The following is a 14,905-nucleotide window of genomic DNA, read 5'->3' as shown; positions in this document are numbered from 1 at the left end:
ATTAAGTTTCAGTCTCGGTCTTGCCTGCTTTCCAGCTCTGTATACTATCATCTTCAATAATACTGAGTGCTGCATCCGCGATATCCGGATTCACCAGCAGTGACTGTTGTACCCGCAGCTTGATATCATCCGCATCGGCCAGTGTCAGACCTTTGATCAGTTCGATAACGCCATCCACATGATAATAGCGTCCTTCCTGGATAATGCGCAGCGACTGGATATCCGCTACATGGCTGTCTGCGAAGATGGTAGCCGTTACTTTATCTGCTACATCCTGTGGAGCCGCAACTCCGATCAGACCGATCATATTGTCATAACCAACCCGGAAAGCGACTGCAATCATCAGACAGCCGATCAGCAGGGTTACGACACCATCCAGTAGTGCAAAGTTGGTCAGTGAGATCACAACGACCGAGATCAGTGCCAGCAGAGCACCCAGCACAGCGACAATATCTTCATAGAATACAAGACGTGTCGGCGGTGCAGCACGACCTACATTACGGAATGCACTGCTGACAATGCCGAATCCATGCGCTTCGGGAGCACGTGATTCATGAATAATCTCTTTCATGGCTTTGATCAGAATCATGCCATCGACGAGAATATTGATGATTAGCACCACAATATTCAGCCACGCACCGCCTGATGAAGTAGCCGGATGCTGAAGCAGATGAATGCCTTCATGAATCGTCTCATAAGCCATAATCGTGACCACGATCACCGCGATCATACAGAAGATATTAATTACCCGACCAAATCCGGTTGGGAACCGCGGAGTCGGTTTCTTCTCCGAAAGAATACTGCCGACAAATACAAACCCCTGGTTTACCGCATCTGCCAGAGAATGCATCGCCGAAGCGAACATGGCGCCGCTGCCGCTGAATAGAAAAGCCCCGCCTTTGAACAGGGCGATAATGGCATTGCCGATCATGGCGATCGCTGACGATTTGTTGCCTTTTTTGATAAGTGAACCGATAGTTTCTTTCTCTGTTACCTGAGCCACAATAGCCCTCCTTGCCGTCAATGAATTATGTATGAGTATAGGACGAATCTAACCGATTATATCCAAAGCTAAACCTTTCTCCAAATGAAACGAGATGTGGAGGAGGGAGGTTATGTTCTACAAATAACATATGTATTGAGTCATAACTGTCATAAAATTAGCAATTTTGAAGCGGCTTGGTATGCGGATAACAATTTGTTTTGGCGATATACTGGAAGGTTCTGAAAAAATATTGAGGAGTCGGCATTTTTGGTGAATGATTTGGTGAGAAACCGCTTCGGAAAGAAATTCTACCATTCCCTCCGGTTAAGAATGGAGATCCCGACAACCGCTACCTGCATAGCAGGAGTATTTCGTCCACAATCATATGCTCAGGCACATACAGTCATCTAGCACATGACATAATAAAATACCCTCTATCCACAAACGGATAGAGGGTGAATATGCTGCTGTCAGAACCACTTTCTGGTCAGCTGAATAAATTAAAGAAAGGAAACCTGATTTTTGCCCATATTCTTCGCCTGCATAAGCGCTTCTTCAGCACGCAGGATCAGATCGGTTGGATGCATCAGCGGGTCTGGAGTAAGGATGATTCCGCCGACGCTGACAGTGATGTATTCGCCTGAGTTGGACATATCTGTCGGAATTTGCAGAGCAAGTACATTACTGCGGATTTCGTCAGCGAGTTCGAAGACCTGCTCTTCGGCACAACCCTGGATTTTCATCATAAAGGTGCCGCCACTGAAGCGGGCAATATCGGCGCTATATTTAGAACTGACTACATTCAGTACATCGCCGACCCATTGAACGCAGAGATCGCCACCATTCAATCCGTGGATCGCATTATATTCACGCAGATCGTCGATGTCGATCAGCAGCAGGGATACCTGCTGATTTTGCTGGATAGCGGTATACCAGTCATCCAGCATTTTCTTTTCAAAGGCAATACGGTTGGGCATATCGGTCAGCGGATCGGTAGCCATATAGCTCTGCAGCTGATCACTCATGACGGTGTAGGCTTCGGTAAGTCCGGCTTCCTGCTGGGCTTCGCGTGCGATGATCATGACAGATGGCTTGCTGCCATAGCTGATCGAAGCCAGAGTAAGTTCCAGCTTGATCGATTCACCTTCTACGTTCTGGAAGCAGGAATTATTGGAGATCATATGGATCAGATTCTGCTCCAACTGATCCAGATAACTGATCATATCCGATTTGAAATTATCCTGAACAAACTGCAGGAAGTCGCGCCCGACCAGTTCGCTGGATTGCCCAACTCCGAGCAGCTCGGCTGCCTGGTTATTGGAATAAATAATATGCCGATTCGTTAGGGTAAAGAAGGCGACCGGCGACATTTCCATCAGCTGCATATACCGCTGTTCATTACGGCGCAGCGTACGGGCATCCTGGAGAGCCTGATCTTCGATCTGGCGCAATTGGTTCTCGGTCTGCTGGTGCACAATGGACTTGAGTTCCGGGAGAATATTCAGTTCCTTGTTCTGCCAAGGCAGAGAAGTAGACTGTACAACCTGTCTCCATTTCTCAAACGATTTGCGCGGCGACAGGCGAACGCCATCGTCTTCCTGAATTACCGCTTTGGCTGGATCGCCTGCCCAGTCGACAACTTGTACCACTTCCGGGCGGAACCAGATAATGTAGTTTTGCTGACCAGGTGAAATGGCCAGGTATAACGCACCGGAAGCTTTGTCCTTGTAGGTTTTGGCCGATTCATATTCAAGACTCAGACGGGAAGTCGCATAAGCGTAATCCCGGGAACGGCTGCCCAGCCAACCGGCCAGTTCACGTATCTGGCCCGGGCTTGGTGTAACACCATACAGCAGCAGCTTATCCTGGTAGCTGACTGCAGCACCCGAAGCGCTCATGAGGTCGAGCAACGTTTCCTCTTCATCCTGCAGCTGTTCAGCGACACGTACGGCATTGGTAGCCCCGGTGAAGATGCTGGAGATACGCAGTGCCTGTTTGCGCAGCTGCAATTCGCCTTCGTAGCTGTCCAGCTGCTGGCGCTGGTAGAGCTCACTGGAGAAGAACGAACCAAGGAAGTTGCACAGATTGCGCAGACGATGGGAAATATATTTAGGTGAATAGTGGTGACAGGTAATCAGTCCCCACAGCTGATTGTCATGGATCAGGGAAATAGTCAGTGTTGCGCCTACGCCCATATTATGAAGATACTCGATATGCAGCGGAGATACACTGCGCAGCACGGACAGGCTGAGATTCAGCGGTTTGCCGGTCAGCGGCTGTACCGCCGGCAGTACATCTACCGGCTCATAGTTCACATCCACAATTACCCGCAGCCAGTTGCGCAGATACAGCGCCCGTGCCTGCTTGGGAATATCGGATGCCGGATAATGGTGACCCAGAAACGGCTCCAGATCATCCGTTTTGGCTTCGGCGATGACTTTACCATTCCACTGTTGATCGAATTCGTAAATCATGACTCGGTCATAACCAAGCATATCCTGAATCTGTTCGGCAGCAGCCCGACTGGCCTCGGCACGGCTGCTGGTCTGCTTAACCAGATTGAAAAAGCTGCGAATCCATTCAAATTCATTAAAGATCCGATCATCTTCCTTGGAGGAAATCTCCAGCTCCAGAATGATCAGTCCTTCACTCTCATGCAGTACAACAAAGAAATCAACGATCTCTTCACCAACTTCAATAGCGACTTCGGTATATTGAAGATCCGATGTTGCTTCTGCTCTAAGATCGCCTTTGAGCAGTGTGAACAGCTGCTCTTCACCAATAATGGCTTCCAGCGGCTGACCGAGCAGTTCATCGACTGGACGCCCCAGCAGCTCACCGGAGTTGGCACTGCATTGTACAATCTGGTGTTCGCTATCCTTCGTGACAGCGAGCAGTACCCCGTGAGGCTGAATGCGCCCTGGAATATGAATGGGTTCACGGTCACAATTCGTCAGATCGATCGGTTCCTGGGTAACATATCCGCCATCCTTTAATAGTGAGCGGTTTAGCGGTTGATTTTCCTTATTTTGAGCATCAGACATAATGGACAGGCCTCCGTTCTTGGGTAGTATTTAAATTATGCGCTCAGCCATTGATCCAGCAGCCCGAAAGTCTCTCTTGCGGAATGAACAATTTCCTGACTGTCCTGCTCCGATGCACCGGCTTCGAGTACCATTTGACGGAATCCCATCCATTGTTCGCGGGTGTCCTGACCATATCCATTAAAATAAGAGATCCCTGCGCCCGGTTCTACCGGCAGGAATTTCATCAGCTGCTTGGTGATAATCTGTCCACCCAGTGTGGAGCCTTCAATAACATAAAAGCAGCCAATCATCCGCGCCGGTGTAGAAATATCCGGCAGCTGCGTACAGAGGGGCAGCTGCTGCAGCTGCTCACGAGTAAGTCCCAGATGCAGCAGATCCTGTTCTAGCAAAGCGGCTTTGCCGCGGATCGTCATATCAAAGCCCAGCTGTTCCGGCAATCCTGACTGTACCGCCTGCTGCTCCAGCGGCTTCAGGAATCCGTAAAACAGTTTTAAATAAGAAACATATCCCGGCAGGGTCATGCTTTTGTCCATCATGGACCGGGCATAGGCATTATTCTCAATCTGCTGATGAGCATCCGCCGTATCCTGTCGTAATTGTTCCAGTACATTTGTAGTCATCTTCATCGCACCTTATCTGAATTAAAATGGTTTATATGCTGTATAACAAAAAAAACCATGTCCTCACCGGTATCTCAGCATAGAAACAAGCAGCCGGCTGTCTAAGAACATAGCCGGTAAAGAACGAGGATACAGAGCAGGCTGCATCTTCTCGGTGTATCATCATGCCGGAGAGTGGTAAGGAATCATGGATTTCGAATAGAAACGAGTAAAAACAGACAGGCGCAGGATAAATCATAGTATCAATACTTGCGAGTAACTTAATGTGTTAACCACATGAATTCAAAAGACAGACCGTAAAAGCGATCTCTACTTCAGCACAATTGCATAAACCGTGCCTGACTATTTTACCATGTTGAACTGGGCAAGAATAGTTACTAATTTAAATATAGTTTGTACAAGTAATTCAGTTAGCTCCGGAAGAACAGCGGATATTACCATGATGTAATCTATCAGATGCCGACCGAGCAACCGTAGGCTGCCAGCTGACCAGAAGGCAGAGCAGCATAGACACAATTAACCAGATAGATGACTTGTGAATAACATGCGGCCGGGAGTAGAAGGCGGGAATATGGGGAACTGACGGTTATATAACGGGGCGTTAATAACATGATCTGGCAGCGAAGATGGTATTCAAAAGCTGTCCATTTCGGGTAATATGGTACTATACCGCTTCAAGCCGCCACGTTGGGACTGTGTAGAAATACATCGGCTCTCTTATAGCCGCAACACAAGGAGGACATACATATGAAAGCGTTTAAATTTGTAGTACTGCCTGCAGTGTTTACCCTGTTATTGTCCGGATGCTCCGGGGCAGGGAGCAATCATCCTCTTGCGAGTGGAACGCCATCAAATCCTGCATCTGCCTCTTCCAGCCCGATTACAACAGGCGAGGCGGATACCAATACGGTCAGCATTCAGACCATGGAAGCCGCTCAGGCAGTAGAGGAGAACGCAGGAGTTCATTATGACGAGAATGCCCGAATGGCACTCAAGGAGACGATTAACCTATCCTTTGACCTGATCACTGCCATGAACAAGAATGATTCCGCTTACATAACTTCTGTTTCTGCACCGGATGTAAAAGTCGATGCAGAGCAAAAAACGATTACGGTAGATGACTACGAGCGTTCTTTTCTCAAAAATATCAGTCTGGACAATCTGGAATACCGCTATTATTTCCCGCGTGACCCGCAGCATATTGAACTGGCTTTTGCTGTCGTCAGCCATAACGGGACTCCGTCGTATGAATTGGTATTTGATTATGTGAAAGGCGAGAATGGGCAGTGGCTGTATCACGGTCATCTCAACCGCTGAACGGTAGAAAAACCATTAATCCGTATTGAAGACTGAAGGCATGCCAAAAGCGCTGACTGTAGGATGACAGTATCAGCGCTTTTTGGCAGGAGTATTATTGGTTGGCATATTCGTTCATTCAAGAGTTGGAGCTGTTTGTTTTCTTTTTGATCGAGCGCATCATATAAAAGTATGCTGACATCAGACCAAAGCAGACAATCATAATCCAGATATACTGCAGCACCACAGACATCTCCATAGCTGCAATCCAGCGTAGACCATAGATAATCAGTACGGTAGCTACCGCTACGATCGCCACGAATCCGAGTACCCCGGCTATCTTTTCCTGACGGGAAGAGAACTGCAGATAGCTGCGAATATCTTTGCGATGATGAAGAGCCGTGAGCAGTACGTACACCAGTATGACCCACATATTCCAGCCCACATTCAGCATAACGAAATTGATCAGCATGAGCAGCACGAGAAAACCAACCAGCTTTTTGTAATGAAGATCCAGCCATTCCAACATTATATTCACCTCATTTTAATTAATATAGATTCAGACAATATCCTTGTTCTCGATATTGCGGATCGCCATATAGGCAAATCCCACACCAATTACAGCAAATCCTACAGATACCATCGCAAAATCACTCAACTGAAAAGAACCAAAATCGCTCGATAAAATAATCGTAATAAATACCGAAGAGACAATGGTCGCCGGAACCGACTTGTGACGCATTCCGAAGAATAGAGGAATCAGGCTCATCCCTGCCGACCAAAAAGCGTTAATAACCAGATTCAGCAGATACTGCATGACCATGGCTCCGGTCAGTACTTCCTGAATCCGTCCTGTATAATGGTTGATTCCCAGCACGATGGCACCAGTAACCACATAAGTCATAACAATGGTTATAAAGGTAAACAGGAACACCATGGCGAGCTTGGCTGCCATCAGCTTTTTACGGGAGACCGGATACGTGAACAGCTGATTGATCGTACCATTTTTGTATTCATTAATAACGAGCCGGCACAGCAGAACCGACGAGAAGATCAAAAAGGTCGATTTGGTAAAAATCAGTATCATATCGGAAATGTCCGCATACGTATTAAAGCTTACGCTTTCTTCCAGATCGACAAATACGAGCAGGCAGGCAAATGTGATGATAATGAGCATAGCGAGACCTACACCCTTGAACAGCACATCGACAACCCGGTGCTTGCGGAATTCCAGTGCCATTAATTTAAGCAATATGCTCACCTCCGGTCAGCTGCAGGAAGTAGTCTTCAAGGGAGTGCTGCTTTTTGTTCAGGCTGTCGAGTTCGATATCTTCCAGTGCCATCATTTTACCGATCTCCCGGGTAGTGATATCGCCGTCGTAGATACGGATCGTATTCGGTTCGATAATTTTGAAATTACCAAGATTCAGCTTGCTCTCCAGCACATAAGCGGCCCGGGTTGTATCCGCAGTGACCAGTTCGATGAACGCAGTCTGCTGGTCGCGAATCGCTGCCATGGATACTTCCTCAGCGAGCCGGCCCTGATGAATCACACCGATCGTATCTGCGATCTGTTCCATCTCTCCGAGAATATGACTGGAGATCAGCAAAGTCATGCCATACTCGCGGCTGAGCATGCGGAAGATTTCACGCAGCTCTCTAATTCCGGCAGGGTCCAGTCCGTTAATTGGCTCATCCAGAATCAGCAGCTCCGGCCGGGTCATGATCGCCCGGGCAATACCGAGCCGCTGCTTCATTCCAAGGGACAGCTGCTTGACCGGCTTGTTATCCAGGTTACCCAGCTTGACCAGTTCCAGCGCTTCCTTAGCAGCAACCGGGTCATAGTAGCCCATATATTCACCGTGCAGCATCAGATTCTCCCGGGCAGATAATTTGTCGTAGAAGACCGGATATTCGATAATGCTGCCCATCCGCTTGAACATTTCGTAAGAATGTCCCGTAATCGCCTGACCGAACAATTCAACCTCGCCGCTGGTAGGTTTGACCAGATTCATGATCATCCGCATCACCGTCGTCTTGCCTGCTCCATTGGGTCCGAGAAATCCGTATATCTCTCCCGGGCGTATATTCATATTTACCTGCCTGACGACTTCATGCCCGTTATAGGCTTTGGTAAGCTGCTGCGTCCGCAAAATATACTCCATCATCTATCATCCTCTCTCTTACAGCCATGATGGCTGCGGCTTGCTGTATGTTGATACTCTTTATTGTACGGAGGGGAGTTTGCTTTTTTCTTAATCGATTCTTACTCAATTCTTAAGCTGCAGCTGCGTATGCTATGTTCGGATATGCCGTACCTTGCATGGACGATTAAAGAATAAGAAAGTTTAATAGGACATTTTGCGAAAAGATACCGTAAAAGTGGTTCGTACATACGGCTGGCTCGTAAGTGCAATCCGGCCGTTCATCTGCTCGGTCAGACGCTTGGTAATCGTCAGCCCCAGACCACTGCCCTGATAGGTACGATTGCGGGAATCTTCCAGCGTATACAGCCGTTCGAATACCTGATCCTGATGACTCTCGGCGATGCCTTTGCCGCGATCCCAGACTTCGATATGAGCATACTCGGCATCCGTATAGAGGCGAAGTCCCAGTACTGCACCATCCAGTCCATAGCGGATACTGTTGGAGATCAGATTGCTGAGGATGCGATCCAGTGCTTCGGTATTGCCCATAATATGTACCTTCTCTTCGGGCAGCTCAATATGGACTTCAGTTCCCTGATGGTCCAGCAGATCATAGAAGCTGAGCATATTGCGCCGGCAAAGTTCACCAAGTTCGATCCGTGACATATCCGGCGCTGCATCTCCCGACTCCAGCTTGGCCAGATCGAAAAAAGCATTCACTAGTCCAATCGTCTCCGCTGACTTGCGGTGGATAGACTGAATAATCTGCTGCTGTTCACCTTCCGGCAGATCGCTGCGCTGCAGCATCTCACTGCAGCCGAGTACAACAGTCAGCGGCGTCTTGAGATCATGAGACATATTGGCGAGCATATTGCGCATGGAACTTTCCAGTCGTGCGCGCTCCACGATACCCCGGTGATTCACATCCAGCAGCCGGTTCAGATCAATCAGCAGTTCGCGGATACGAGGGTCCGAGCTGACCAGCAGCAGCCTTTCCTGTGTCTGCTGGTCGAGAATGGCATTCAGCTTGTCATGCACGTAGCGCATTTCCCGTGAGCGGCTCCGCAGACGATTCTGCTGGGAGAAGAGGACAATGAGCAGCACGAGAATCAACAGCAGCAGGAGGGCTATCATCATAATCCCGGTTCTCCCAACTTATAGCCGATGCCCCATAGTGTCTTGATATACTGCGGCTTGGAAGGTTCATCTTCGATCTTCTCCCGCAGTCTGCGCATATGTACATTGATCACATTCTCATCGCCGTAATACTCGTCCTGCCATACGCTGGCATACAGTTGGGATTTGGTAAATACCCGATTGGGATGAGTCACGAATAATTTGAGAATCTGGAACTCCTTGGCTGTCAGCTGTATGGGTTCATTGTTCTTGGTTACCGTATAGTTATCCGGATCGACGATCAGATTAGCCCAGTAGATAAGCGAACTGGCAGCAGGAAGACCAGCATCAGGAGAATCGGATACCGCTGTCGGATGCTGCTGTGGCGCATAACTGGCTCGACGGATCGCAGCCTTCACCCGTGCCGTTAGTTCAATCATCGAAAAGGGCTTGGCAATATAATCATCTGCCCCAAATCCAAGACCAAGCGCTTTGTCCAGATCACTGTTTTTGGCAGACATGATGAGGACAGGAACGAGACTGGTACTGCGGATCTGCTGTAGTACTTCGAATCCACCGAGTCCCGGCAGCATCAGATCAAGCAGAACCAGATCGTACGGCTTTTGCATAAAGGCTGCCGCTGCATGTTCTCCTTCATAGACGGTATCGATGTCATAACCTTCTCTGGCTAAATAGGAACAGACCATATCGCTGATCGCGAGATCGTCTTCGATTAAAAGTAAACGTTGATTCATGAGAACCTCCCGAATAGATGGTATAGAGTAGACGAAGTAAATAGATGCAAAATAACGGTAAAATGAAAATATGAACAAAGTATATAGTATTCCGGCAAGCCGGACATTGACGATGTAATAGCTATACGCTGTTTTCTCCTCTGGATCCGGCTGAAGTCTGCTGACTTACCGCTACTATATTAGACCAAAATATCAGGTGAAGGAACAACTGACTACATAAGCACTCCGATATTCAAAGTAGTACCAGGAGAGAAGGACTGCAACTTTGGCTCTTGATCACACCTGGAATATTGTCGAATCCGGTACAAAATGAGCAGGAGAAAAGAGCCAGAAGTGTCAGAGCACTAGAAAGTACTGTAAAAAATGCTATTTATTCAGATGGGCAAATAGAAATAACGTTCGCACCCTGCATAGTTATCCTGTTGACGGAAGATTAGGCTGCACAGCCTTCTGACTACAATTTTACAATGGAATAGGCGGACATATGTAACCCCATACAGAGACAGAGGTTGCGATTTCCCCAGATACGTAGCTATTCGCTAACAGATATAGTAGCGTAGTACCTGTATTTTCCAAATAAACACACAAAGGAGACTCACATGACGAAAAAGGTAAACCGTTATTTCATCCCGTTTCTGGCTATGGTCCTGGCATTCACATCGGCGTTCTCCAATTATGCTCATGCGGAAGTACAGAAGAACGAAGTTAATCAGCAGGCACTGGATCGGGCTAAGTCGGCCGCTGCGATGAGTGAACAGGAACGTCAGGAAGCTTTTGGTAGTATACCGGATTTGGAAAAGAAAGAAGCTGCTCTCTCAGAGTCGCTTGAATACAGTGCACATACTGGTAAAATTATGCTTAATCAGACCAAAGCTAAGCAGCTGTATCCCTTCTCAGATCGGGACATAAAAGGTTATGCGACCTTTCTGGATAGCCTGACTCCGGCAGAGACTAAGGAATTGCTGAGTGCCTATGGTGTGGATGTATCTACAGCCGAGACCGGTAAGGGAGAGATTACACCACAGATTGCTCCAATTATCTGGATTGGTATTATTGCGATCGGCGTTATTGCCGGTGGAATCATCTTTACTGCCTTGTATTTCAATCATCAACAGAAAATGACGCTGATCAACAGATGTTATGATGAAGGTGGTACACCGAAGATCGACAGCCGTGACAGTAGTGGGCTGAATGGTACCACTAACAGCGGTGCAGCTGAAGGTGCCAATGGTTACAAATTCGAATGTGTGAAATAACAGATATAGCTGTACAGCATCAACAGCTTTGCATTGCAAAACATGCTTTTATAATCTAGAAGCAGTTTACGCCTAAACAAAGGTGATTCTGATTCCCTGCATGTGATCACGAAAGGAGTGTTGATTATTATGGGACTCACCGTGCTTATGTACAGTCTGGCTTTTCTGGTTGTCGGAGTTATTGTGCTCGCCTTTTATACGACAGTACAGACCTACAAAGTTCGCAATCGTGAACTGGAATTGCAGCAGCTGGAGCTTCAATTGAATCAGCGGCCGAATGAACCGGCAGTCGGTTCGCATTCCTAGTAGACGATCCAAGACCAGCCATGGATTTGCCTTTGCTGTATACGGGGCATGAAGCTAATCCAACAGGAACCTGCCGGGTTATGGGCAGGTTTTTGCTTATGGATCTACCGTTCGATCAGCAGGAAGAGCGAATCGCCTAGCAATAGAATATGGCTGGTAATCAATTGGTAATTCGGTGCGTAATATAGTACGGTAGGAGTAAGAGCGATACACTACTGGCCAAAGGATGTGATGACCGTGAGTATAGATGCTCTCTATTATGTACTGGCCCTGCTGGTCGTTGGAGTTGTGGTGCTGGCCTTTTACAGTACGATTCAGAACTTCCGAACCCGGCATCGTGAACTGGATGTCCGGGAGATGCAACTGCGGCAGCGAATCAAATAGGCTGGATATAGCAGGCTCCTGACATATGGTTAGGAGCCTGTTTGCAGAGGAAAGTTGTAACCAAAATGAGGTTTTATCGGACGGGATAGTCATCATATAATGGAACAATCGACGTTACAGGATACCAAGCTAGACATGGGACCGGGGCGCACTAGAAGCTAGCGGGAGGAATAGACGTGAATTATAGAGAGACCATCCAGCATCATATTCAGCAGTTCCTCGCCGATCATCAGATCAACCTGGGTGAGCTATCTACTGCGACCGGAATCAACAGAGGCTCTCTGAGCGCCGCCATCAACGGCAATCCGCCCAAAATGTTGTCGGTGACCATGCTGGATGCGATAACCCATTATATGGGATTGCCGGAAGGGCATTATTATCCGTTATATATAGAAGAATCTTTTCAGGAAGGCGGTCACTGGCGTAGAATCAAGATGCTGCTGATCCGTTGTGCCGAGATTGGACGACTGGACGATATCCGGTTAATCCTGGAGCATGCGGCAGACGATCTCAAGCAAATTCCGCTTATTTTCGAGACGGCCGAAGAGCTGTACCAGAATGAGCAAAAGGAAGCGGCTGCGCTGCTGTACGGATATGTCGTAGAGAGCGAGCGGTCGAATCAGTCGGAACGGCTGGCGATCAGCTACTATCGGCTGTTCCAGATGCACAGTTCCAATCCACGCAAGAATGTAGAGGCAGCGATGCAGTTTATCCCGCATCGGCACAAGCTGCCAGATCATATTTTGCTGGATGGACTACTTCATTTGTATCATTTCTTTCGTGCAAGGAATGATATGGATACAACGTTCAAGTATATGAATGAGCTACTGGATTTGACTCATAGAGTATATGAGGAAAAGGCTTGGCTACAGGAAGATTTTATTACTGATCGTCATTTTGTCTACTACTATGGACAAGCATACTTACTCAAATCTTGTTATTATGAAGTTAAGGAAGAATGGGATCTATTTCGATTATATATTCAAAAGTATTTAGATTTAAGCTGGTTCCCTAAATTGGATGAAAACGGAAAACGTGAAGTGGATATTTTGAGCTTCTATGCAAAAGCAAATCTATTAGCATTGGAAATTCTGCTGGATCATCGTGAATTTATACCTGACTATATCAATCTTCTTAAAAATCATGAAAATGAAATTCTGAGTGGTTTAGTTAATCTTGTTATGGCTTCCAATAAAAATGACTATTATATAGATGATATTGTAAAAGATTTCCGAGACTATCTGGAATCTGATTCTATTTCTATTTATAAAATGGAAAACTATAAAATCGAATTTGTCTTGCTTAAATACTATGATCTTAACCGAGAATATGCTTTATATTGTTTCCGGAAAAAGGACTATAAAAAAGGATTAGACCGATTAATGCAGTGTTTTAAAAGTGCCGTACAACTGGATAATAAAGAAGCTATTCAAGAGTCGATGAAGCTGCTAGAACAATATCGTTCAGAAGCCTTAGGCAAATAAATATCTGAATTCTCTAAATAATCTCTATTTCAATAGATTAATTTCTCAATGCAAACCAAAGAGCCTATTCCTGCTGGAATAGGCTCTTTATTGTTCTCATCTACTAATAAGAACAGGCTAGCTTGCTTCATTTCCCGCCAGATTTGCCCGTACACTGCGCGTAGCCTTCACCTTATCGAAGCTGCCATACTTCTCTTGTACCAGCAGGAACGCCACCCCTCCGAGCAGACAGGGTACCGCGAAGAACATAAAGGCATTCTGCGGCGCCATATTCGTCGCCAGCAGTAGCCCGATCAACACAGGTGCCAATATCGCTCCAATTCGTCCGACGCCGACGCTCACCCCAACTCCTGTCGCGCGGATCTCTCTTGGATAGTACTCGGAAATGTATGGATTCACCAGATTCTGCGTACCCACTGTGCAGGCACCACCGAGTGCGATCAGCACATACAGCAGCGCCGTATTCGACGTCATACTCAGTAGAACAAAGCATACCGCTCCAGTCAAGAACAGCGAGACCAGTACCCTGCGATGGCCGACACGCTCCACCAGATACCCGCCCAGCAGCGATCCGCCGATCTGCCCGATCGCCAGTACCAGACTGAACGACAGGCTGGACGTAATGCCGTAACCCGAACCCTGCATAATCTTGGGCAGCCATGTATTCAGACCATAGATCATCAGCAGACAGCTGAACACCGCGAGCCAAAAGGCGAACGTGCTCACTGCGCGACTCTGTACAAACAGCTTCTTCACTGGCATATCCTGGGCACGCTGCTGTACCGCTGCATATTCAAAGTCATCGCTCGCCTGGTAGTTCCCCTGCGGATTCACCTTGTTCAATATCGCCGCGACCGGCGCGCCCTGCTTGCGCACGATGTAATAGGAGAGCGATTCCGGGAACTGCTTCCAGAACAGCGGCAGTGCGAACAGTGGAATAATGCCGAGCCAGTACAGGAACCGCCAACCCAGATTCTCCATTAGATACATGCCTACGAGCGCCGCACCAATGCTGCCGATCGAGTAGCCGCAGTACATAATCGCTACTGTCAGCGCCCGATTCTTCTTGGGCGAATACTCGGTCATTAGGGAAATTACAGCCGGCATCAGCCCGCCCATCCCGATCCCTGCGATAAACCGCATAATCGTAAACACCGTCGCATTCGGCGCCAGACCTGCGAGTAACGAGAAGATGCTGAAGAGCAGCATGCAGATCGCCAACACCTTTTTCCGCCCGATCACGTCAGATAATGCACTCAGTACAAAAGCCCCCAGCATCATACCGACCAGCGTATAACTGCCAATCGCCCCTGCCTCAACAGGTGTGAGTCCGTAATCCTCCATCATAAACGGCAGCCCGATCCCATATGTAGCAATATCAAATCCATCGAACCCGATCGCAAAGAAACACCATAAAAACACCAACAGATGAAATTTGTTAAACCGGCTATCCGCGATAACCTGATGTGGCTGTATAGTACGCATCATCCGACCCCTTTTTGTCTCTAT

14 protein-coding genes are annotated in these 14,905 nt (G+C 47.6%); 5 read left to right on the top strand and 9 right to left on the bottom strand.

Annotated elements, in window-relative coordinates; all coding sequences use genetic code 11:
• Position 1: 1 nt before the first annotated feature.
• The 3 genes from H065_RS0103585 to H065_RS0103575 form a co-directional block, all read right to left on the bottom strand.
• The gene (locus tag H065_RS0103585; protein WP_017811649.1) at positions 2-1,003 is read right to left on the bottom strand and encodes a cation diffusion facilitator family transporter; all 1,002 of its coding nucleotides are present in this window, start codon (positions 1,001-1,003) and stop codon (positions 2-4) included.
• Between the two features lie 482 nt (positions 1,004-1,485).
• Complete coding sequence (locus H065_RS0103580; protein WP_017811648.1) at positions 1,486-4,029, bottom strand: sensor domain-containing diguanylate cyclase; 2,544 nt, start codon at positions 4,027-4,029, stop codon at positions 1,486-1,488.
• A 35-nt stretch (positions 4,030-4,064) separates the two neighbouring features.
• On the bottom strand, positions 4,065-4,652 hold the full coding sequence (locus H065_RS0103575; protein ID WP_017811647.1) for a biliverdin-producing heme oxygenase: 588 nt from the start codon (positions 4,650-4,652) through the stop codon (positions 4,065-4,067).
• Between the two features lie 747 nt (positions 4,653-5,399).
• On the opposite strand from H065_RS0103575, the gene H065_RS0103570 reads away from it, so the two are divergent.
• Positions 5,400-5,969, top strand: a complete 570-nt coding sequence (locus H065_RS0103570; protein WP_017811646.1) for a hypothetical protein — start codon at positions 5,400-5,402, stop codon at positions 5,967-5,969.
• Between the two features lie 118 nt (positions 5,970-6,087).
• On the opposite strand, the gene H065_RS0103565 is transcribed toward H065_RS0103570, so the two are convergent.
• From H065_RS0103565 to H065_RS0103545, 5 genes are all read right to left on the bottom strand, one after another.
• A complete protein-coding gene (locus H065_RS0103565) occupies positions 6,088-6,477 on the bottom strand; it encodes a hypothetical protein (protein ID WP_017811645.1) in 390 nt (129 codons plus the stop codon).
• A gap of 30 nt (positions 6,478-6,507) precedes the next feature.
• Positions 6,508-7,200 carry an ABC transporter permease gene (locus H065_RS0103560; RefSeq protein WP_017811644.1) on the bottom strand — a complete coding sequence of 231 codons (693 nt, stop codon included), beginning with the start codon at positions 7,198-7,200 and terminating at the stop codon, positions 6,508-6,510.
• Entirely contained in the window at positions 7,193-8,113 is a 921-nt protein-coding gene (locus tag H065_RS0103555) for an ABC transporter ATP-binding protein (RefSeq protein WP_017811643.1), read from the bottom strand. The genes H065_RS0103560 and H065_RS0103555 overlap by 8 nt, the downstream gene beginning before the upstream one ends.
• 183 nt (positions 8,114-8,296) lie before the next feature.
• On the bottom strand, positions 8,297-9,229 hold the full coding sequence (locus tag H065_RS0103550; RefSeq protein WP_026136020.1) for a sensor histidine kinase: 933 nt from the start codon (positions 9,227-9,229) through the stop codon (positions 8,297-8,299).
• The gene (locus tag H065_RS0103545; protein WP_017811641.1) at positions 9,229-9,966 is read right to left on the bottom strand and encodes a response regulator transcription factor; all 738 of its coding nucleotides are present in this window, start codon (positions 9,964-9,966) and stop codon (positions 9,229-9,231) included. The genes H065_RS0103550 and H065_RS0103545 overlap by 1 nt, the downstream gene beginning before the upstream one ends.
• Positions 9,967-10,565: 599 nt before the next feature.
• Between H065_RS0103545 and H065_RS26810 the strand changes: the two genes are divergently transcribed.
• The 4 genes from H065_RS26810 (at position 10,566) to H065_RS0103525 (ending at position 13,396) form a co-directional block, all read left to right on the top strand.
• Positions 10,566-11,222 (top strand): hypothetical protein, encoded by a 657-nt coding sequence (locus H065_RS26810; protein WP_017811640.1) that lies wholly within the window; start codon positions 10,566-10,568, stop codon positions 11,220-11,222.
• A gap of 129 nt (positions 11,223-11,351) precedes the next feature.
• Positions 11,352-11,528 carry a hypothetical protein gene (locus H065_RS27800; protein WP_017811639.1) on the top strand — a complete coding sequence of 59 codons (177 nt, stop codon included), beginning with the start codon at positions 11,352-11,354 and terminating at the stop codon, positions 11,526-11,528.
• 237 nt (positions 11,529-11,765) lie between these two features.
• Positions 11,766-11,912, top strand: a complete 147-nt coding sequence (locus tag H065_RS27795; RefSeq protein ID WP_017811638.1) for a hypothetical protein — start codon at positions 11,766-11,768, stop codon at positions 11,910-11,912.
• Between the two features lie 176 nt (positions 11,913-12,088).
• Positions 12,089-13,396 carry a helix-turn-helix domain-containing protein gene (locus tag H065_RS0103525; RefSeq protein ID WP_017811637.1) on the top strand — a complete coding sequence of 436 codons (1,308 nt, stop codon included), beginning with the start codon at positions 12,089-12,091 and terminating at the stop codon, positions 13,394-13,396.
• 117 nt (positions 13,397-13,513) lie between these two features.
• Here H065_RS0103525 and H065_RS0103520 read toward each other — a convergent pair whose 3' ends face one another.
• The gene (locus tag H065_RS0103520; protein WP_238557871.1) at positions 13,514-14,884 is read right to left on the bottom strand and encodes an MFS transporter; all 1,371 of its coding nucleotides are present in this window, start codon (positions 14,882-14,884) and stop codon (positions 13,514-13,516) included.
• Positions 14,885-14,905 lie beyond the last annotated feature (21 nt).

The sequence above is a fragment of the Paenibacillus shenyangensis genome (genome assembly GCF_000346635.1).
In the GTDB taxonomy this organism is placed as follows: Bacteria; Bacillota; Bacilli; order Paenibacillales; family Paenibacillaceae; genus Saccharibacillus; species Saccharibacillus dauci.
This window is presented reverse-complemented; position numbering and strand designations above follow the sequence as displayed.

Excerpts from the sequence above, each read along its gene's own strand:
- H065_RS0103580 (WP_017811648.1), bottom strand. The coding sequence starts at position 4,029 with ATGTCTGATGCTCAAAATAAGGAAAATCAACCGCTAAACCGCTCACTA.
- H065_RS0103575 (WP_017811647.1), bottom strand. The coding sequence starts at position 4,652 with ATGACTACAAATGTACTGGAACAATTACGACAGGATACGGCGGATGCT.
- H065_RS0103570 (WP_017811646.1), top strand. The coding sequence starts at position 5,400 with ATGAAAGCGTTTAAATTTGTAGTACTGCCTGCAGTGTTTACCCTGTTA.
- H065_RS0103565 (WP_017811645.1), bottom strand. The coding sequence starts at position 6,477 with ATGTTGGAATGGCTGGATCTTCATTACAAAAAGCTGGTTGGTTTTCTC.
- H065_RS0103555 (WP_017811643.1), bottom strand. The coding sequence starts at position 8,113 with ATGGAGTATATTTTGCGGACGCAGCAGCTTACCAAAGCCTATAACGGG.
- H065_RS0103550 (WP_026136020.1), bottom strand. The coding sequence starts at position 9,229 with ATGATAGCCCTCCTGCTGCTGTTGATTCTCGTGCTGCTCATTGTCCTC.
- H065_RS0103545 (WP_017811641.1), bottom strand. The coding sequence starts at position 9,966 with ATGAATCAACGTTTACTTTTAATCGAAGACGATCTCGCGATCAGCGAT.
- H065_RS26810 (WP_017811640.1), top strand. The coding sequence starts at position 10,566 with ATGACGAAAAAGGTAAACCGTTATTTCATCCCGTTTCTGGCTATGGTC.
- H065_RS27800 (WP_017811639.1), top strand. The coding sequence starts at position 11,352 with ATGGGACTCACCGTGCTTATGTACAGTCTGGCTTTTCTGGTTGTCGGA.
- H065_RS0103520 (WP_238557871.1), bottom strand. The coding sequence starts at position 14,884 with ATGATGCGTACTATACAGCCACATCAGGTTATCGCGGATAGCCGGTTT.